This window comes from Amycolatopsis sp. La24, from assembly GCF_029087445.1.
Lineage (GTDB): Bacteria > Actinomycetota > Actinomycetes > Mycobacteriales > Pseudonocardiaceae > Amycolatopsis > Amycolatopsis nivea.
Genome location: NZ_JARACH010000071.1, coordinates 1 through 17,976 on the forward strand (window position 1 = coordinate 1; position 17,976 = coordinate 17,976).

Here is a 17,976-nt window from a genome sequence, read left to right on the forward strand (position 1 = left end):
GGGATTCGTAGCTGTCTTTCCCCGGGTGCGTGGGGCCCTGCTGCCGACACCGACCGCGCACGACGGTTCTTCCAACGGAATCTCCGCCGCGTCACGACAAGGAGGCCCGTCGCTCTTGGACACTCTACGACTTCTGCCGACCCCGCGGGCGACCGACGGCACGAAAGGCTGCCCCGCGCAGCGCGGCTCGAAGGGCGATCTGATGCTGCCCTCGGTCGTCATCGCCGTCACCACGCCCAAGCCGAAGACCCGGGTACGGAAGGAGGTGAGTGACCGTGGCAACCGCCCGCGCCCCGCGCGCCCGCCGCGCCGCCCGCGGTGAACCCGGGCCGGTGGACTGGGGTGAGTACGCCGCCGCCGTGCACCGCTGGGAACTCATCACCGGCCGACCCGCGCCGTACCCGACGCAACCCGGACGGCACGCACGTCCCGTGCTCGCGCCGCCGTTCGTCGAATGGCTCATGGGCCTGCCCCCGGGCTGGGTCACCGCCGAACATCTCGACCTTCCCCGCACCGCACAACTCCGGGCGCTGGGCAACGGAGTCATGCCCCAGCAAGCCGCGCACGCACTACGCCTCCTGCTGGACGACCTGACCCACCTGCACCGTCCGCCCTGCCACCCGTCGGCCAGCGCGACCCGGGACACCAAGACCCGCGCGAGCCGCCCTGCCGCAGCGCGCGGCGGCTCGACGCGCCCATCCGGTGCCGTCCGGGCCTCGACTGCCGCGCGTGGTCGACGCAGCGGTACCTCCTCGCGCCGCTGAACCTGTGGCGCTCCGGGGTGAGGACACCGCCGAGCCCGCCCCGGAGCGCCACGCTCCACCCGCTTCCGCAGCCCGACTTTTGAAGGGGCTCTTCGCCATGCCCATACACCGCAGGACACGCCGCCCCGCGACCCGTCTGCGCCGCTGGGTCCGTACCGCCCGCCACCGCCTCCGCGTCGCGCTGCGATACCGGCGGCCACCGAACCGAGCACTCGCCAGCCACACGCCTTCCGGTGTTCAGCCTGCGCAGCATCCGGTGACGCGACGGTCGGCCGAGGCGATCGCGGTCCTGATCCGCGCGGGCTGGAATGTTCACCACCCGCCATATGGCTACACCACGATGACCGTGACCGGAGCGCAGAGCCGACGCGGTACTCCCCGCACCCGCCTGACACCGGACCCGTGCCGTGCCCCGGTGGTGCAGGACGTCTTCTACTGGCGCGCGGTCACCGGCCTGTCCGTCGAGGACATCACCGCGCGGCTCGACGCCGATCACGGCCGCTACCCGCCGCCCGGGACGCACCTCTCCTGGCCGCCCGCAGCAGTCGCCTCGATCTTGACCAACATCAAATACACGGGCTACCAGGCGACTGGCACCCGCGACGAGAACGGTGCGTTCCGTCCCGTCGAGCAATGGGTGCTGTCCGACCAGCCCGCGCATCGCGCCCTGGTCACCCCCGCGCTGTTCTGGGCCGCGCAAGATCCCGCGACCAGCGTGCGGCGCATCCCGCACCGGCTTCTCACGCCGGTCCACGGATTCGCCGCCCACGGTGACGGGAAGGAGGTGTGGTGATGATGGCATCGCGTCCACCGTCCGCAGCGCGCGCCGCCACGTCGCGCCCGCCGACACGGTCGTCAGCGCGCCGCCGTCCGTCCACGACACCGGCGGCCCACCGATCGGGCACGCCGCGTCGCGAGCGCTATCCCGGTCGGCCGCGCGGCCGATTCCTGAGCCTTGGTGCCGGGGTGCAGAGCCTGTCGGTGTTTCTGCTCGCGTGCGAGGGCCGGATCCCGCGTTTCGACGCCGCCTTGTTCGCCGACACAGGCTGGGAACCCAAGCAGGTCTACGCCCAGCTGGACATCGCACGCCGGATCGGTGCGCGGGCCGGGATACCGGTGCTGACGGTGTCCAATGGCAACATTCGCCACGACGCCCTGAACCCCAACGCACGCTTCGTGACGATGCCGTTGTTCGTCAAAAACCCTGATGGCTCAAGGGGAATGGCGCGGCGGCAATGTACTGGTGACTATAAAATTCGGCCCCTGAAGAAAGCGGTCCGAGAGATCCTCGGCTACCCGCATCCGCTGCGCGTGCCGCGCGGGGTGTTCGTCGACCAGGCCATCGGTATCTCCACTGACGAATTCCACCGTGCCAAGGACTCCGATGTCAACTACACCCGCAACATCTTCCCTCTGCTGGACCTCGGGATGTCGCGTTCGGACTGCCTGGCCTACTTGCGCGAGCGCGGCCTGGGCGACGTGGTGAAAAGTTCGTGCATCGGTTGCCCGTACTCGGGCAACTCCCGGCTGCGGTTCATCCGCGACACCGATCCGCAGGCGTGGACGGATCTGATCGAGTTCGACAAGGCGATCCGCAACGGCAGTCCTCGCGCCAACGCTGAGGGAAAACCGTTGCGCGGCCAGTTCTTCATCCACCGCTCCCTGCTGCCGTTGGACGAAGTCGACCTCGACGCCACCCGCGGCCGACCCGGCATCGAGGAAGACGATCCCGACGGCTGCTCTCCGTTCTCGTGCCGCAGCGGTCCTGCCGCCACGGTGCCGGTGCCGTAAGGGCCGACAGCTGCGTCCCGGGCTTGTCGTGCCGGGCCTGACAGCGTCGCTGGGCGCCGTTCCGGCGTTCCACGCTTAACGCCGTCGGGTGCCCGTTCCGTGTTGGTCAGTGCCCGCGCACGAGAACCCCTGCTCTACCGCCGAACCCACCATCGCCTCGCCGCGAGGAGGTTGCTGTGCACGATCTCGACCGTCTCCGCCCCGCCACACCTGACTCGACAACCACGGCCGCGTCGTCACCGGCGTGGTCGCGCGAACGACTCGGGGACCTCGGCGTGACCACCGACCTGATGACCGCCGCCCGCATGCTCGGCATCGGCCGCACCACGGCCTACAAACTCGCCCGCGCCGGAACCTTCCCGGTGCCGGCGGTCCGCGTCGGCCGCAGCTACCGCATCCCCGTCGCGCGTGTGATCGAGCTACTCGGGCTGGACAAAGAGCCTCATGCCTGACGCTTCCCCTCTGCGCGCACCGGAGCGTCCATGGCCCCTGTCCGAACGCGACACCCACGGATTGCGGGAAAGGAAAAATCCGCGATGACTTTCAAAGGCACCACCTACAAACGTTGCACCTGCACGAAGCCCGGCACCAAGAAACAACTCGGCTCCCAATGCCCGAAACTCAAGCGCGCCAACGGCATGTGGAGTTCCAACCACGGAACCTGGTCGTTTCAAGCCGAGCTTCCCAAAACCCACGACGGGAGCCGCCGCACCCGCAGGCGGCACGGCTTCGCCTCCCAGACTGACGCACAAGAACAACTGGGAAAAATCGCCGATCTCGTCGAACTCGGTGAAGGACGCGGCGACACCGCACTCGCCACGATCGGCGACCTCATCGACAACCGGCTGCGCACCGGCGAACCGTTCCCCACACCGGACGAGGTCGCCCAGCAGCTCGATGCGGGCAACGCCAGCCTCGGAGCCATGCCCACCGTCGGCGAATGGCTGACCAGTTGGATCACCACTCGCAAGAAGATCAGGGAAGGAACCCGGATCGCCTACCAGTTCCACATCACCAACTGGCTGATCCCGCACCTGGGCCACTACCGGCTCGACGCGCTCACCGTCGACCACATCTCCCGGATGTTCGACGCGATGGCCGAACGCAACGACACCATCACCGCAGCCAAGGACAGCGACGACCCCGAGGTCCGCAAGACCGCGCACGGTCTGCGGGTCATGGGCGCGGCCACCATGCAGCGCTACCGCGCCACCCTGCGCGCCGCGCTCAACGCCGCCATCCGCGCCCAGAAAATCACCTTCAACCCGGCCGCCTACGTCGAGCTGCCTTCCGGGCGCCGCCCGAAGGCTCTGTTGTGGACACCGGACCGGGTCGAGCGGTGGCAGCGCACCGGACAGAAACCGTCGCGGGTCATGGTGTGGACACCCGAGCAGATCGGAAAGTTCCTCGACCAAGCAGAGGGGCACCCCTACTACGCGCTGTTCCACCTCATCGCCTACCGGGGCCTGCGGCGCGGTGAAGCCTGTGGGCTGCCGTGGTGGAACATCGAGCTGTCCAACCGGTCGATCACCATCTCCACCGCGATCGTGCAGCTGGGCTGGAAGGCCGAGTTCGGCGAGCCTAAGAGCGAAGCCTCCGGCCGCATCATCGCCCTCGACGAAGCCACCACCCTGGTGCTGCGGCGGCAGAAGAAACACCAGAACGAATTGCGCGCGGCGGCCGGAACCGCATGGTTGGAGCACGAGCTGGTGTGCACCGAACGCGACGGCAGCCCGCTGCACCCGGCCAAGCTCACCGACGCTTTCCACGCCATCGCCGACGCCGCCGAACTTCCGCCCGTGCGCCTGCACGACCTTCGCCACGGGGCCGCCACACTCATGCTCGCGGCTGGGGCGGACCTCAAAGTCGTGCAGGAACTACTCGGCCACTCCACCATCGCGGTCACCGCCGACACCTACGCCCACGTTCTGCCCGAACTGGCCCGTGAGACCGCCGAAGCCGCCGCGTCCATCGTCCCGCGCAACCAGCGGCGCAATCGGCCCACCGCCGCCTGACCTACCACGGGACACCCCGAAACAAGAAAAACCGGGACACGACCATCCACAATGGATGGTCGTGTCCCGGTTTTCTCCGTGCTTTGCTGTGAAGCGCGTCGCCGCGCCCTCCGCGAATCCTTGTGCCGTTGGCTTATCGGGGAAAGAGCGTCGCGCGGTGGGCCCACGCCAGATGCAGCGCTGCGGCGGCACCCGGTGAGAGATGTCCCTGTTCCCGAAGTTCGCGCAGCGTGTTCTCTTCGAACGGGAGAGCGCGGGCCGAGACCGTGCCCTCGGAGTTCGAGCTGACGGCACTGGCGAACATCGTGTCGTAGAGATCTGGCTCGATGACCGCGACCGTCAGGATGTCTCCGCAGAGGGTCAGCGCGTCGAGCGTGAGGCCGAGGCACCAGACCTGGATGGCGCCCAGACGGTAGGCGTCATCGAGCGCGGCGAAGGGTTCGAGGTCGCTGTAGGCGATGGGGTGCCCGCTGCCGTCGTACTCGTCGTGTCCGAGCAGTTCCTCGGCGAGTTCCCGTTCGATGTTGCGCCACAAGGAGAAGTCTTCGGCGACAGCGGCGGGCAGGACGCTGGAGGGCTGGAAGATCCCGGCGGGCATGAGGTGGGTCATGCCACCGCCGCCGGCGACTCGGCCGCCGTCTCGCTGGTGGAGCACCATGCTGGGGGATTCGCCGCCGCGGATCGTGAGGGTGCCGACGGCGCCCATGAGCGGGCGGCGGGACAGGTCGAACGGGTCCGCGATCAGCTTGCGGAAGGCCAGGTTCCGCCACGACGGTTTGGTGGTGATCACCTCGCCGTGTCGATCCCGGGTCAGGTGGTGCAGGGCGGTTTCGTGTGCGAGCGCCTCGTTGGTGTCCATCGAGTCGAAAAAGCCCATGTGCCCGAAGGTCATCCGGATCGTGCGCGCCGACCAGTCCAGCCCGGTCAGCCGGAAGCACAACCTGTTCTCGAACAGGCGCGGCGCGGCGAGTTCGCGGATCGCATCATGGTAGCGGCGAAAACGGTGCGCAGGGGTGGCCAGCGGGCGTACGGCGGAAGTCTCGGGTTCGCCACCGGTAAGCGCGGGGAGGGCGGCGTCGGAGTCCAGCGTCAACGTCACCGCACCCAGAGGTACGGGCGTCGCCGGGATCCAGTCCGGCCGGGTGATGACGCCGGTGTGTACCAGCCCGGGGACGCGGTAGCCCGGGTAGAGGCCCTCGGCGACGAGCGCGAGCGCTCGCCGGGTGCTGCCGAGCGCGGTGCGGACCGCGAGCCACCGCTGCCGGTCCCCGACCACGTCCGGGCTCTCGTCCGGCGCCGCGGACGCGACGGCAGCCCCGGCGGTGTCGGGCGGCCGGCTGGCCTGGATCTGGGGTCGATGGAAACCGAGTTCGGGGATGGAGACGCCGAAGTACTCGGCGAGCAGTCGCTGATAGAGCCGCTTCGGGGATTCCGTCTCCCCGGACTCCCACCGGTACACCGACTTCTTGGTCAGCGTCAGGTGCCGGTTGTGCTTCGTGGTCGCCAGCCGGTTGAGTTCCTCGGCCAGCTCCTGCTGCGACAGGGCCCGCTCGATCCGCAGGGCGACCAAGGTCTCGTTCGGCGAGCGGAACGGGTTCGAGGAGCCAGCCATATGCACACAGTAAGCGAGCCGGGACGCTGGGCAGATGCCGAAGTCCGCTGCCTGTCCCCACAACGTCCACGATTCGGGTACCGCCCGCCCGCCATCCGGGGTCGAACGACGGCAAACGTGCTGGTGAAATGGGGTAAGCGCGTCGATCGGCGCGTTCACCACGGCGGGCCTACCCAGCTTGCCGCGGGTTCAGCACACGAAGGAGTCGAGATGGACCTGGACGCGATGTTCACCGGAGACCTAGTGCTCGGTGTGCCCTCGTCGGAGAGCCTCTACGCACCGAAGATGCCTGGCGACGCCGACGGCAACGACAAGGGCGACCACTGCGCCAGCTGACCGGACGCCCACATCCGCCGCGGCTCGGGCGGCTCGCGCCGCCTGAGCCGCACGGTGGAAAGGACCTGAACCCGACATGCTTTCGTTCCGCCTGGCGCTGAGCGACCTGACCCGACCGGCGTGGCACTGGGATAGCGATCGATGGCGCTGCGGCGAGAGCTGGGTCCAGCCGATCTCCCACCCGGCACTGCGTCACGAGATCGACCACGACGCGCGAGCGACCACGATCCTGGTGCGTGACCTCGCCAGCCCGGTGACCCTGGCAGGACCGGCGCATCCCGTGGAGGGCGGCGACGGCGCGAATGGCACTTCCCGTGGCGACGCACTGGTACTGCAGCTGCAGCCGGGACGGGTCACCCTCACCGCCGGCATCGGCGGCACCGTACCGCTGTATCTGGCCTCCGACGGCGAGGTACTGCACGGGAGCTGGAACCTGCCCGCGCTGCGCGGACTCCTCCAGCCGACCCAGCTACAGGATCGTGCCGTGGCACGCGCCTTGACCAGGCGGCACCGCTACAGCAGCGACACCTTGTTCACCGACGTGACCATGCTGACCGAACGTGCGATCGCGACCTTCACCACGGCGGGCTTCCAGCTCACCTACCCGACCCCGGCCGAACACGTTACGCACGCGCGGGACCTGCGCCCCGGTGCCGACCCTCGCGATGGGCTCGCCTACCTGCTCACGGAGGCACTGCACCCGTGGCGCGCCAGTGGTGCCGCGATGGGGCTGGAACTGTCCGGCGGCCTGGACTCCGCCACCGTCGCGATCGCCGCACACGAGCCCGCAGGACCCGCACTGCGGACCTTCGGGCTCCTTGTCGAGGGAGCCCTCGGTGCCGAGCAGCACCGTCGTCGCGTCGCGATCGCCGACCGCGTCGGCGCGACCGACGACATTCTGCGAGCGCACGAGCATGCCCCGTTCTGCGCCGGCGGCATCCGTGCCAGCGGCGCCGCCCACGATCCCCGCGGCGAGTTTTACCGCGAAGCGTTCGAAGCCCTCGCCGACCGCGCTGCCCACCGTGGCGTCACGATCATGCTGACCGGCAACGGCGGCGACGAGATCATGGCACCCCGCATCGACGAACTGCCCCCACTCCCACCCCAGAGCTTCGCCGAAGTGTCCTGGCTGGGGCCCCGAACCCGAGACGCCGTCGCCGCGATCGACGACAACCTGGCGCCCTCCGCCGTGCTGCCGACACCGACCCTGATGGGGTTCGCGATCCACCACCCCGCCTACCTGCGCGCGGGAATCTGGCCGGTCACGCCGTTCACCCATCCCCGTCTGGTGCGCTTCGCCGAACAGCTCCCGCTCGAGGTCCGCCGCGGCAAGAAGCTCTACCGCGACTTCCTCACCCGCGCCGACCTGCCGTCGTTCGTCACCCACCCCCAGCGCACGGAGCACTTCCGGGACCTCATGCAACACGGCCTGCGCCACCACGGACTACCACTCGCCGAACGTCTGCTCGCCGAAGGCATGCTGCTCGCCGACCACGGCTTCATCGACCCCGACGCCCTGAAGCGCACCGTGCGCGACGCGCATCAGAGCGCTACCGTGCCGTCCGTGCTGTGCGACACCCTCGTCCTCGAAGTCGGCCTGCGCTCCCTGCTGGCCCCGGAACCCGCCCCCGTCGCATGAGCCTGGCCGAGCACAACATCGCCTACCGGCGCCCCGACCTCTACGACGCCCTGACCCGCGACAGCACCGCCGCCGCGACCTGTCAGCGCCTCATCGATGACTACGGGGCCGTCCCTGCCGGGAGCGTTCTCGACCTCGGCTGCGGCACCGCCCGCGACCTGGCGGCACTCGCCGACAGCCACGACTGCGTCGGCGTGGACCTCCAGCCCGCGCTGATCGACCACGCACGACATCAACACCCCGAGTTGGACCTGCGCGTCGGCGACCTGCGCACGATCCGACTGGACCGCACCTTCGACACGATCCTCTGCCTCGGCAACTCCCTGGCATATCTGCACCACAACGATGACATCCGCGCCGCCTTCGCCACGTTCGCCGCCCACGCCCACCGCGGCACCCTGCTGATCCTCGTCACCCAGATCGCCCCCACCCTCATCGCCACACCGACCCGCGGCCGCGTGGAGGCGGCAGGCATCCAGGCCGAGGTGATCACCGAGCACAGCTGGGACGCCCGCACCCAGATCGCCACCCTGCGCCGCACCTGGCAGCTCGACGACGGCACCCCCGAAATCGACCTCATCCGGCGCCGAGTCCTATTCCCCCGCGAACTGGAGCTCCACGCCACCCTCACCGGGTTCCGCCCCGCGGCGTTATTCACCGATCCGCGGAACCACACCGGCCCGCTCACCGGTTCCACCGCGCACTTCGTCGCCAGGTACAACCCCGCAGCGCCATAACCACGAGGGACCGGCGTCAATGACGGAAACTCAGCCGCGCCGAGTTCGTCGTTCACGCCGGGCACTCGCCGCGCCCACCGGCGGGAACTGAGTGTGATCGTGGGTAAACCCGAATGGCGCTAGGCAGCGGCACGGGCATCAGGCCAGCGTGGAGAGGGAACGGCCACGAACGAAGGGGAGCCCTTTTCATGGATGAGCACGATGACCTGGTGATCAGTGTGCGAAGGGTGCCGGTGGTTCGCGACCGAATGGACCTCACACACGGCGATCCCTCCACCTCGGGTGGCGGTGACGGGCACGGCGATGCGGGCGGCGACGGTCTGAACATCCCGGAATAGCCGCGTGGATCACCACTTGGTCAAGGAGATCGAGAAGGCGCTCGGCTGGAGCGGCCCGCAGCCCCTCGGCCAGGGTTTCGCGGTCGGCAGTATGACCGCCCCCGAACTGTGCGCTCGGATCATGACGCCGGCCAAGCTGCTGGATGTGATCATGCGGCGGTCGCTGTCGGCGCCGCAGTTCCGCTGTTTCAAGGGCGGCGACGAGCTCCACCCGGATGCCTACCTCGGCAACGTCGTTTCCCGGCGGGGGCAGAGCATGCCGATGGCACGAATGGACCGGCTCGGCCAGCTGATCGACTCCGGGTGCACGATCGTGCTCGACACGTTGGATGCCTTCGACGCCACCATGGAGATCGCCTGCCTGGCACTCCAGTGGTGGGCGCGAGCTGGTGCAAGTCAACACCTACCTGACGACGAATGACGCGGCGGGATTCAACCTGCACTGGGACGACCACGACGTGATCATCGTGCAGCTCGGCGGCGAAAAGGCGTGGGAAGTGCGCGGATTGTCGCGGCCGGCGCCGATGTACCGCGACGCCGAGCACAACGACGAGCCGAGTGAGAAGATCGTCTGGTCCGGCACCCTGAAGGCCGGCGACGTCATGCACATTCCCCGCGGCTTCTGGCACCAGGCCACGCGCGTCAACCAGGGCTCGGGATTCAGCCTGCACGCCACGTTCGGGTTCGTGAAGCGAACCGGCGTGGACTGGATGAGCTGGCTCGCTGACCAGGCCCGTCAGGACGTGGAATTCCGCCACGACCTCGAGCGCTGGAACGCTCCCGACGAGCAACTCCCACGGCGGGTGACCGAGCTGGCCGCGCGATTCCCGCAGGCCGCCTACCTGACCGCTCGGGAACAGGAACGTCCACCGCGACGACGCGTGGTGACCTCTGGCGTGTTCGGCCCGGTCACCGACGTGGTGTGCCTCACCGACTTCCCGCCGCACATCATCCCGGACGGATCGACCGTACAAGTGATCGCCGTGGGCACGGAGCTGACGTTCGCAGGGCGTGCGGAACCGGCGCTGCGCGCGCTGCTGTCGGGCAACCCGACCAACATCGAGCAGGTCACCGCGGCCACCGGCGTTGACGCGGCGGTACTCGCCAAGGCGCTGCTCGACGCAGGGGTGTGCGCGGAACTGACTGGCGATCTGGCGGCTGGCTATGCCGGATGGTGCTCAGCCAGTACGTAGCTCGGCGAGCAGCACGTCGGCCGCCGCCGTCGCCGGTACGGACAGCGGTGTCGGCGTTCCCCGCCGACGCGCGACGCGGATCGCGTTTGCGCATTGGAGCAGCTGTGCGAGCTTGCCTGACCGGGTTTCCAGGTCGTCGGCGAACTCTCGTTGCACCCGTGCGGCTACCGCAGGGTCGGGCAATGCGGACTGCCACAAGCACGCGGCGTCGTGCCCGCGCGGCGCGAGGCCCCAGTCCTCCCAGTCGATGAGGTGGGCGTCGGTGGACAAGTTCGCCCAGTGCACGTCGGTGTGCGCGGTCGCCCACTCGTCCACCTGGGTATCAACGTCGTCGAAGACCTCGCTGATCCGCTTCGTCAGGTGTGCTTGACTCATCCCGACCCGTTCGGTCGGGTGCGCGGCCAACGCGGTGAGGGACTCGTGCAAGCTCGCCCACCATGCTTTCGGCAGGCCGGCCGCCGTGGCGAGGTCGCCGACCGGCGGGGCTGTGATTCGTTCCAGCTCGTCCGCGCGCCACACGATGTCGCGAGCAGGGTCGGACCACGTGGTGCTCTGATACCAGGCGGGCTTCTTCACACCCCGGATCGTCGCGGCGGCTTCCAGGCCAACCCAGACCGCGCTGTTGATCCGCCATCGCTGACGGCGCTCGATGCGGACCCAGGTGTCGGCGCTCGTGCGGAATCCCTCGGTGGCTCCGTGGATGCCATACACGACGGAGGCCCGGTCGAGGCGCACATCCAGAGCGCGCTCGACTTGGCCGAGCACGTCGTCATGTTGCTGCTCGCGGACGTCGAACACCGTGGGCGTGGGCGAGGCAGCAGTCACGACTCATTCTCCGGCACAGAGTCAGGCTACCGGCCGTCGTCACCGTGAACGAGGTTCGTACGACGGGCGTGGCAAGCTCACGATCACGGGCGTAGCTCCGTGCTGAGCCCCCATCCCGGCCCTCGATCATTGCTGGCCGACTGGACAGCAACGGGCCGAAAAGGGGCAATGCCTGTCCGGCGATAACCGAATCCGTACCTGGGTACACCCTTTCCGGGCCAGCGCTAAGGCAGAGGAATCCGGCCGGATGACCGAAATCCGCCGTCGACGCGTTCGTGTGTCTGCGTCAGGGGCACTGGATGCGGGCGGCGAAGGTGGGCGCCGTGCCGCCTTCGCCGCACCCGAAGCAGTGGTAGGTGCCGTGGGTCGAGCGGACCTGGAAGGTCGTCGACGTACAGAACGGACAGCGGCCGTACCACCGACCGGGACCGTGCTCACGCAGCACGACGTGGCGGGCGACCACGGTCAGGATGTCGCTGCCGTGTGCCGGGTCCGGGGTGGCTGTGGCGGTGGTCATCGCGGCCACCGTAGCGGTGCTGACCGACACTGTGTCGTCACGTGGACTCGGTTGCGGGTGGCAGCGTGAGGGGCTCAGCGCGCTCGTGCAGGGCGGAGTCCCGTCCCAGCGCGGTATGGAAGAACGTCGTCGCGACGACCGAGCAGGGTGCTGGCAGAGCCGTCAGTGCCTTCGGTTCGGCCTCGCCCGTGGTGATCTGCCGGAGGTACCAGCGTAGGCGCTGCAGGACCTGGTTGGTGGCCTCGCGGACGTTGGCCAGGTGTCCCTGGCGGAGTTGCTCGTGCGCACGCCCGGTCGCGATCTCGATCAGGTACACCGCCTCTGCCAGCGTCAGCGTGTCGGCGAGGCGTCCCATTACGTCCCGTTCGAGGTCGTGGCGAGGTGCGGGCAGTCCGTGGTCGTGCAGCGTTCGGATCAGGTAGCCGGTGTTCTCGGCGTGCAGCAGTTTGCGGCACTCGACCGCGCGCTGCCGGTGCCATCGTTCGGGCCATGGGCCGGTCAACGCTGCCACGAGGTCAGCGGCGAGGGCCTCGTTGCGCAGGCTGGTCGGCCCTGGTCCAGGCGCGGTCAACCGCGCGGTCTCGAAGTCCAGCGACACCTCCTGGGTCCGGCTGTGTACGGCGCGATATCCCGAGGACGGGCAGTCCGGATGCGGGAACAACGCCCCCGCTTTGACCAGCTCCCGCAGTCGTGCGCGGCCGTCGAGGTCCGTTCCCGCGTAACGCGGCACCAGCCTTCGCCGCCACCGTTCCAGTGGCGTAGTCGAGGTGAACGCGCTGTCGAAGGGCACCCGGAATACCGCCAGCAGGCTCACCGCCTCCCGCAGCGACAAGGCCGCCACCTTCACCGGCGGCTGCTCGTCGTACCAGCCGTGGTCCTCGCGCCACCGTGTCACGGCGACCGCTCGGTCCGCCGCGTCGACCGCGGACGCGCGGCACGGTGCGCACGCCTGGACCTCGCTGGCCTCCAGCAGCTTGAGCACCTTCTGATAGTCGGGCCGGTTGTCGACATGGACACGGGCACCGCAGCCGGGACACGACACTGCCGGAACATGCGCCCGGACTCGCTTGCGCAGATAGTAGGCCAAGCCCGGGATCCGTTCTCGGGCTAGCGCCGGGCGCTCGTCGTAGGCCCGTCGCTCCAGATCGCCGACTTTGTAGACGAACTTCCCGTCGGCATCCAGGAGCCAGTAGTCCCGGGCCAGCTGCTGCTCCCACGGATCCTCCGTGACGAACTCCAGCACCGGACGCCGATCGCGCTGCCCCGATTCCTTTAGACCTGACACCGCCCGCTCACCTCGCACCCGGCCATCACGGACGACAGCACCGATGGCCGTTCGCCCTCGATCCGTGCCCGCATCACCCTCGACGGTAGTTCGGCATAGAGACGAGTCACCGTATTGACCCAGCAAGCGGCATGGCGAACGAACCGGGCGGTCCACCGATCGCCCGAGCCTGACGCAACGGCGGCAGTGGTGGTACAGCCACAGGATCATCCGTGCCCTGCTGGCGTGCCAACGGGCACGTCGAAAGACCGCGCCGGACGGGCAGCCACCCCAGCCGATCGGCGGACGGCCCACGCGGGCTCCTCAAGGCCCGTCGTCGGAGCCCAACACAGCCTCGACCAGCGCATCCACGTCGAACTCGGCGCCCGGCACTCCGGGCACGTCCAACAAGTCCGCCACCCTGAACAACGGATCGCCCGCACCCAGGTCCAACACGACGGCCACCGCACGCAAGCGCTCAGCGACCACCGTCTCCCGCCGCATCACGCCCCACTGCTCGGCCAACGCCCGACCGGCATCAGTCAAGGCGAACCAGCGCCGTGGTGTCCCGTGCCGTGCGGGCTCGACACGCGCCTCCCGCACGAACCCCCGCTCCGCCAACCGCGCGAGCAACTTGTAGATCGACGGAGCCCGCAGCCCGGTCAGCCGAGCGATCTCAGCGCCGAACGACTCAAACCCGGGCGAATGCGTGATCGCCGAAAGCACCCGCGCTGAAACAATCGAGTAGTTAATAGTCGACACAGTTGATCATAGAATCGCCAGCCCGGAGATATATACCGAAAATTCGAGGCAAAACTGATTCCCAAAAGGCGGATAGCGGTGGACCCGGGGCGCGGCACACCGCGCACCTGCGGTGGCCTGCGATGGGTACCCCCAGGCCGATGTCGGTCTCCGATTGGGCTCCGTTGCTCACAGAGCACCCGATACGCCGCGACACTGCCCGACATCAGCGCACGCGAAAAATGCCGCCTGACCTGCACGGATTAGCCCTGGGCGGCACTATGCGACACTCGTTGACACGGCAAACCCGGGGATTAAAAGTCCGCAGCTCTACCAATTGAGCTAACGGCCCGCGCGCTCAGTCTAGCGGGCAGTGCCCGGCCCCTCACCGGGGTGGGTACCCACCCCTAGCCTCACCGCCGCGAGCGGAGTCGGGACACGAACCGTGCGAGGTCCGCGGCGTAAGCCTCCGGCTGGTCCATCGCGATGAAGTGATGCCCAGCCGGATTGTCATCAGGCCAGTGGACGATCTCCGACTCCCTCGAGGCCAGCCGTCGGATCCCCGGCACTCCGCTGTACACCCCGGTCGGCGCGTCCTTCTGGCCCCGCGGCCAGGCGAACCCGGTACTCGAGTAGTACGACCACGACGAAGTCCCGAAGGTCTCCGTGAACCAGTACACGCTCAGGTTCGTCAGGAACCCGTCCAGCATCTCGTCCAGTGCCCGGCCGCCACCACCGAACTCGTGGAACTTCTGCGCCATCCACGCCAAAGCACCCACGGGGGAGTCGTTCCAGCCGTACGCGAACGTCTGCGGTGCGGCGCGCAGCAGGGCATGGTGGTCGACGCCGTTCATCCAGTCCTGCGACATCATCTCGGTGAACGCCGCGCGCTCCGAAGAATCCAGGTCAGGCAGGTCGGCTTCGGTAGGAATCCCCAGGCCAGCGGTGATGTAGACGCCCAGCACCGGACCGACCCGGGCGACTTCGGGGGCTACATAGGCACCGTAATCGCCGCCTTGGACGACGTAGTCGCGGTAGCCGAGGCGGCGCATCAACTCGGCCCATGCGCGGGCCACGCGAGTGGCGTCCCAGCCTGGGCCGGGGGCGGACGAGAAGCCGTAGCCGGGCAGGGACGGGACCACGACGTGGAAGTCCGAAAGGTGCTCGATCAGGTCCGCGAACTCGACGAAGGAGTTCGGCCAGCCGTGCGTCAGCAGCAGTGGCGTGGCGGACGGTGCGGCGGACGGGACGTGCAAGAAGTGCAGGTCGACGCCGTCGATCTCCGTGTGGAACTGCGGGAATTCGTTCAACCGGGCCTCGTGGGCGCGCCAGTCGTAGCCGGTCGCCCAGTAGGACGCGACCTCGCGCAGCCAGTCGACCGGGGCGCCGCGGGCCCAGCCGTCGCCGGGCAAGGGGGACGGCCAGCGGGTTTGGGTGAGCCGGGCACGCAGGTCGGCGAGGGCGGCGTCGGAGATGTCGATGCGGAACGGGCGAATGGTCATGAGAAGAACGTTAGAGAGCATATAGGGCAGGTATGGTCCTAGATCATGAGCGCGGCGCGGTTGTTGCAGTTGCTGTCCCTGTTGCAGGTACCGAGGCAGTGGCCGGGCAGTGAGCTCGCGGAGCGGCTGGGCGTCGAGGGGCGCACGGTTCGCCGGGACATCGAGCGGCTGCGGGAGCTCGGGTATCCGGTCGAGGCGACGATGGGTGCGGAGGGCGGATATCGCCTGGTCGCGGGCAGTGCGATGCCGCCGTTGCTGCTGGACGACGAGGAGGCGGTCGCGATCGCGGTCGGGCTGCGGATGGCGTCGGGGCACGCGGTGACCGGGATCGACGAGGCGTCGGTGCGGGCGCTCACGAAGCTGGAGCGGGTCTTGCCGTCTCGATTAAGGCGCAGGGTGAGTGTGCTGAGCAAGGCGACGGTGCCGTTGCCGCTGAACGACGGGCCGCGGGTGGATCCGGAAGCGCTCACGGTCCTGGCCACGGCGATCGCCAACCGCGAGCGGCTGCGGTTCGGCTATCTCGCCAACGACGGCAAGGCGACGAAAAGGCTGGTCGAGCCGCATCATCTGGTGTCGTCCGGCCGGCGCTGGTACCTCCTGGCGTTCGACAGTGACCGCGACGACTGGCGGGTCTTCCGCGTCGATCGCATCGAGAAACCGCAGGCCATCGGGACCCGGTTCACCGCGAGAGACCTGCCTGCCAGAGACCCGGCGGAGTACGTGACCAAGAAGCTGCACACCTCCCGCCCGACGCATCGCGCGGTGGTCACCGTGCACGCGCCGGCCGACGAGGTGGTGCGGATTTGGGGCGCGGCAAGCGAAGTGACCGCGGTGGACGACCGCACCTGCCGCGTCGTCAGCCCGGCCGACACCCTGGAGTGGCTGGCGTTCCGGCTGACCAGCCTCGGCCGCGAGTTCCAGGTGCACGAACCGCCGGAGCTGGCGGAGCACCTGCGCGAACTCGGCGGCCGGGCGTTGCGTGCGGTCAGTCCGGGGTGATCAAGCCAGTTCCGCCAGCGATTCCCGCAGCTTCCCGATCACCTCGACCGGCCGCCGGGACTCGCGGTCCACGAACACGTGCACGAAATGCCCTTCCGCTACCAAGGTTTCCGACGCCGTGTACATCCCGATCTCGTACCGCACGCTCGACCGCCCGAGGTGCGCCACCCGCAGCCCGATCCGCAGCGTGTCCGGGAACGAAACCGAGGCGTGGTAAGCACAACGCGATTCCACGCACAGCCCGATCACCGGCCCGGACTCGATATCGAGACCGCCGCGTTCGATCAACCAGGTGTTGATGACGGTGTCCATCAGCGAGTAATGCACGACGTTGTTCACATGGCCGTAGACGTCGTTGTCTTTCCAGCGCAACGGAATCGTCTGCCAATGCGGGTAGTTCACCACAGCCGCACCGAGTCCCGGAGAATCCCCGCCAGGTCCTTTTCGGACGGTGTGCGCGGCGCGGTGGCCAGCAAGCGTTGCTGTTTCAAGGTTCCCTCCACCAGGGAGTCCACATCGGACTCGCTATAGCCGACCGCGCCGATTCCGGCGGGCAGACCGATCTCGCGCATCAGCATCGTCAGCACGGCGGGCAGGTGGTCGGCGAAGTCGCCGGACCATTCGAAATCCGGGGCCAGCAGCCGGGCGACGCGCTGGTGCCGCTCCGGGTTCGCTTCGAAGGTGAACCGGAACGCGGCGGGCGCGGTGAGCGAGACGGCCATGCCGTGCGGCACCATCGCTTCCTCGCCGGGGTAGCCGTCGGGGTGGAAATCCCGGACCTGTCCGGCGATCGGATACGCGTTGGCGTGCGGGATGTGCACGCCGGCGTTGCCGAAGCCGAGCCCGGCGAACGTCGCGGCCAGCGCCATCGCCTCGCGCGCGGCCAGGTCCTCGCCGTCGCGCACCGCGGCGGGCAGCGCCCACGACAGCAGTTGCAGCGACTTCTCCGCGAACATGTCCGCCAGCGGATTCGACCCGCAGTAGGGCACCCGCTCCTCCGGCCGCTTCCGGCCGAACTCGGTGTAGGGCTTGGCGGTGTAGCTCTCCGCGGCGTGGCACAGGATGTCCATCCCGCTCGCCGCGGTGACCCCGGCCGGCTGGCTGACCGTGAGCCGCGGGTCCACGACCGCGAGCGTCGGGCGCAGCCGCAGGTGGCTTATCCCGCTCTTCACCCGCAGCGACAGCACGTCCAGCACGCACACCGTGGTGCTTTCCGATCCGGTTCCGGTCGTCGTCGGCACCGCGACCAGCGGTTTCAGCGGGTTCGCCGGCGCGCGGCCGCCGCCGACCGGCGCGTTGACGTAGTCCATCAGCTCGCCGTCGTTGCTGGTCAGCAGGTTGGCGGCCTTCGCGGTGTCGATGCTGGACCCGCCGCCGACCGCCACGAACGCGTCGTACGGGCCGGTGCCGCGGGCGAAGTCCACTGCCTTCTGCATGCTGACGTCCGTGGGCTCGACGTGCACGCCGTCGAAGGTCTCGGCCGCGATTCCGTAGCCGCGGATGCCCTCGGCGATCCGCTCCGGCCAGCCGGTCGCCGCGACGACCGGGTCGGTCACCACCAGGACGCGCCGGGCGCCGAACTGGGCAAGATCGTATCCGATCTCGTCGCTCGAGCCGGTTCCGTATTTGAGCGCCGGAGCCCCATAAGTGAAAACAGTCTCATGTTCGGCGGATGTCACGACGGCGTCCTCCCAACTGGTGGG

General features: G+C 68.8%; 20 protein-coding genes. 12 read left to right on the forward strand and 8 right to left on the reverse strand.

Annotation, left to right across the window (positions count from 1 at the left end; all coding sequences use genetic code 11):
• The first annotated feature begins 269 nt into the window (after positions 1–269).
• The 5 genes from PUT80_RS39655 (at position 270) to PUT80_RS39675 (ending at position 4,570) form a co-directional block, all read left to right on the forward strand.
• The gene (locus PUT80_RS39655) at positions 270–764 is read left to right on the forward strand and encodes a hypothetical protein (protein WP_143271384.1); all 495 of its coding nucleotides are present in this window, start codon (positions 270–272) and stop codon (positions 762–764) included.
• 256 nt (positions 765–1,020) lie between these two features.
• Entirely contained in the window at positions 1,021–1,557 is a 537-nt protein-coding gene (locus PUT80_RS39660) for a recombinase family protein (protein ID WP_158242473.1), read from the forward strand.
• Between the two features lie 173 nt (positions 1,558–1,730).
• Complete coding sequence (locus PUT80_RS39665; RefSeq protein WP_229857915.1) at positions 1,731–2,555, forward strand: hypothetical protein; 825 nt, start codon at positions 1,731–1,733, stop codon at positions 2,553–2,555.
• A gap of 275 nt (positions 2,556–2,830) precedes the next feature.
• A complete protein-coding gene (locus PUT80_RS39670) occupies positions 2,831–3,007 on the forward strand; it encodes a helix-turn-helix domain-containing protein (RefSeq protein ID WP_244194626.1) in 177 nt (58 codons plus the stop codon).
• 84 nt (positions 3,008–3,091) lie between these two features.
• The gene (locus tag PUT80_RS39675) at positions 3,092–4,570 is read left to right on the forward strand and encodes a site-specific integrase (RefSeq protein WP_101436257.1); all 1,479 of its coding nucleotides are present in this window, start codon (positions 3,092–3,094) and stop codon (positions 4,568–4,570) included.
• A 133-nt stretch (positions 4,571–4,703) separates the two neighbouring features.
• On the opposite strand, the gene PUT80_RS39680 is transcribed toward PUT80_RS39675, so the two are convergent.
• On the reverse strand, positions 4,704–6,182 hold the full coding sequence (locus tag PUT80_RS39680) for a helix-turn-helix transcriptional regulator (protein WP_101436256.1): 1,479 nt from the start codon (positions 6,180–6,182) through the stop codon (positions 4,704–4,706).
• Between the two features lie 210 nt (positions 6,183–6,392).
• Here PUT80_RS39680 and PUT80_RS39685 point away from each other — a divergent pair, with 210 nt between their 5' ends.
• From PUT80_RS39685 to PUT80_RS39710, 6 genes are all read left to right on the forward strand, one after another.
• Positions 6,393–6,518: a hypothetical protein gene (locus PUT80_RS39685; protein WP_267903761.1), complete on the forward strand. Its 126-nt coding sequence runs from the start codon at positions 6,393–6,395 to the stop codon at positions 6,516–6,518.
• A 76-nt stretch (positions 6,519–6,594) separates the two neighbouring features.
• The gene (locus PUT80_RS39690) at positions 6,595–8,157 is read left to right on the forward strand and encodes an asparagine synthase-related protein (RefSeq protein WP_101436255.1); all 1,563 of its coding nucleotides are present in this window, start codon (positions 6,595–6,597) and stop codon (positions 8,155–8,157) included.
• Positions 8,154–8,894, forward strand: a complete 741-nt coding sequence (locus tag PUT80_RS39695; protein WP_101436254.1) for a class I SAM-dependent methyltransferase — start codon at positions 8,154–8,156, stop codon at positions 8,892–8,894. Before PUT80_RS39690 ends, PUT80_RS39695 begins: the two co-directional genes overlap by 4 nt.
• A gap of 188 nt (positions 8,895–9,082) precedes the next feature.
• Entirely contained in the window at positions 9,083–9,232 is a 150-nt protein-coding gene (locus PUT80_RS39700; protein ID WP_167441923.1) for a hypothetical protein, read from the forward strand.
• 16 nt (positions 9,233–9,248) lie between these two features.
• Positions 9,249–9,653, forward strand: coding sequence for a hypothetical protein (locus PUT80_RS39705; protein WP_229857913.1), 405 nt, complete (start codon positions 9,249–9,251; stop codon positions 9,651–9,653).
• Positions 9,622–10,425 carry a cupin domain-containing protein gene (locus PUT80_RS39710; protein WP_229857911.1) on the forward strand — a complete coding sequence of 268 codons (804 nt, stop codon included), beginning with the start codon at positions 9,622–9,624 and terminating at the stop codon, positions 10,423–10,425. The genes PUT80_RS39705 and PUT80_RS39710 overlap by 32 nt, the downstream gene beginning before the upstream one ends.
• On the opposite strand, the gene PUT80_RS39715 is transcribed toward PUT80_RS39710, so the two are convergent.
• The 5 genes from PUT80_RS39715 to PUT80_RS39735 form a co-directional block, all read right to left on the reverse strand.
• Positions 10,411–11,250 (reverse strand): hypothetical protein, encoded by an 840-nt coding sequence (locus PUT80_RS39715; protein ID WP_233921959.1) that lies wholly within the window; start codon positions 11,248–11,250, stop codon positions 10,411–10,413. The two genes, PUT80_RS39710 and PUT80_RS39715, sit on opposite strands and share 15 nt — an antisense overlap.
• Positions 11,251–11,536: 286 nt before the next feature.
• Entirely contained in the window at positions 11,537–11,767 is a 231-nt protein-coding gene (locus PUT80_RS39720; protein ID WP_101440864.1) for a CHC2 zinc finger domain-containing protein, read from the reverse strand.
• Between the two features lie 37 nt (positions 11,768–11,804).
• Complete coding sequence (locus PUT80_RS39725; protein WP_143271382.1) at positions 11,805–13,052, reverse strand: hypothetical protein; 1,248 nt, start codon at positions 13,050–13,052, stop codon at positions 11,805–11,807.
• A 303-nt stretch (positions 13,053–13,355) separates the two neighbouring features.
• Positions 13,356–13,757, reverse strand: a complete 402-nt coding sequence (locus tag PUT80_RS39730; protein ID WP_158242472.1) for a helix-turn-helix transcriptional regulator — start codon at positions 13,755–13,757, stop codon at positions 13,356–13,358.
• Between the two features lie 428 nt (positions 13,758–14,185).
• Positions 14,186–15,274: an epoxide hydrolase family protein gene (locus tag PUT80_RS39735; protein WP_275295212.1), complete on the reverse strand. Its 1,089-nt coding sequence runs from the start codon at positions 15,272–15,274 to the stop codon at positions 14,186–14,188.
• Positions 15,275–15,319: 45 nt separating this feature from the next.
• Here PUT80_RS39735 and PUT80_RS39740 point away from each other — a divergent pair, with 45 nt between their 5' ends.
• Positions 15,320–16,273: a YafY family protein gene (locus tag PUT80_RS39740; RefSeq protein ID WP_275295213.1), complete on the forward strand. Its 954-nt coding sequence runs from the start codon at positions 15,320–15,322 to the stop codon at positions 16,271–16,273.
• Here PUT80_RS39740 and PUT80_RS39745 read toward each other — a convergent pair whose 3' ends face one another.
• Together PUT80_RS39745 and PUT80_RS39750 are read right to left on the reverse strand one after the other, a co-directional pair.
• Positions 16,274–16,678: a thioesterase family protein gene (locus PUT80_RS39745; protein ID WP_275295214.1), complete on the reverse strand. Its 405-nt coding sequence runs from the start codon at positions 16,676–16,678 to the stop codon at positions 16,274–16,276. It abuts the gene before it with no gap.
• Positions 16,672–17,952 carry a hydroxyacid-oxoacid transhydrogenase gene (locus PUT80_RS39750; RefSeq protein ID WP_275295215.1) on the reverse strand — a complete coding sequence of 427 codons (1,281 nt, stop codon included), beginning with the start codon at positions 17,950–17,952 and terminating at the stop codon, positions 16,672–16,674. The genes PUT80_RS39745 and PUT80_RS39750 overlap by 7 nt, the downstream gene beginning before the upstream one ends.
• Between the last annotated feature and the right edge of the window lie 24 nt (positions 17,953–17,976).

Excerpts from the sequence above, each read along its gene's own strand:
- PUT80_RS39740 (WP_275295213.1), top strand. The coding sequence starts at position 15,320 with ATGAGCGCGGCGCGGTTGTTGCAGTTGCTGTCCCTGTTGCAGGTACCG.
- PUT80_RS39685 (WP_267903761.1), top strand. The coding sequence starts at position 6,393 with ATGGACCTGGACGCGATGTTCACCGGAGACCTAGTGCTCGGTGTGCCC.
- PUT80_RS39695 (WP_101436254.1), top strand. The coding sequence starts at position 8,154 with ATGAGCCTGGCCGAGCACAACATCGCCTACCGGCGCCCCGACCTCTAC.
- PUT80_RS39735 (WP_275295212.1), bottom strand. The coding sequence starts at position 15,274 with ATGACCATTCGCCCGTTCCGCATCGACATCTCCGACGCCGCCCTCGCC.
- PUT80_RS39690 (WP_101436255.1), top strand. The coding sequence starts at position 6,595 with ATGCTTTCGTTCCGCCTGGCGCTGAGCGACCTGACCCGACCGGCGTGG.
- PUT80_RS39680 (WP_101436256.1), bottom strand. The coding sequence starts at position 6,182 with ATGGCTGGCTCCTCGAACCCGTTCCGCTCGCCGAACGAGACCTTGGTC.
- PUT80_RS39720 (WP_101440864.1), bottom strand. The coding sequence starts at position 11,767 with ATGACCACCGCCACAGCCACCCCGGACCCGGCACACGGCAGCGACATC.
- PUT80_RS39700 (WP_167441923.1), top strand. The coding sequence starts at position 9,083 with ATGGATGAGCACGATGACCTGGTGATCAGTGTGCGAAGGGTGCCGGTG.
- PUT80_RS39675 (WP_101436257.1), top strand. The coding sequence starts at position 3,092 with ATGACTTTCAAAGGCACCACCTACAAACGTTGCACCTGCACGAAGCCC.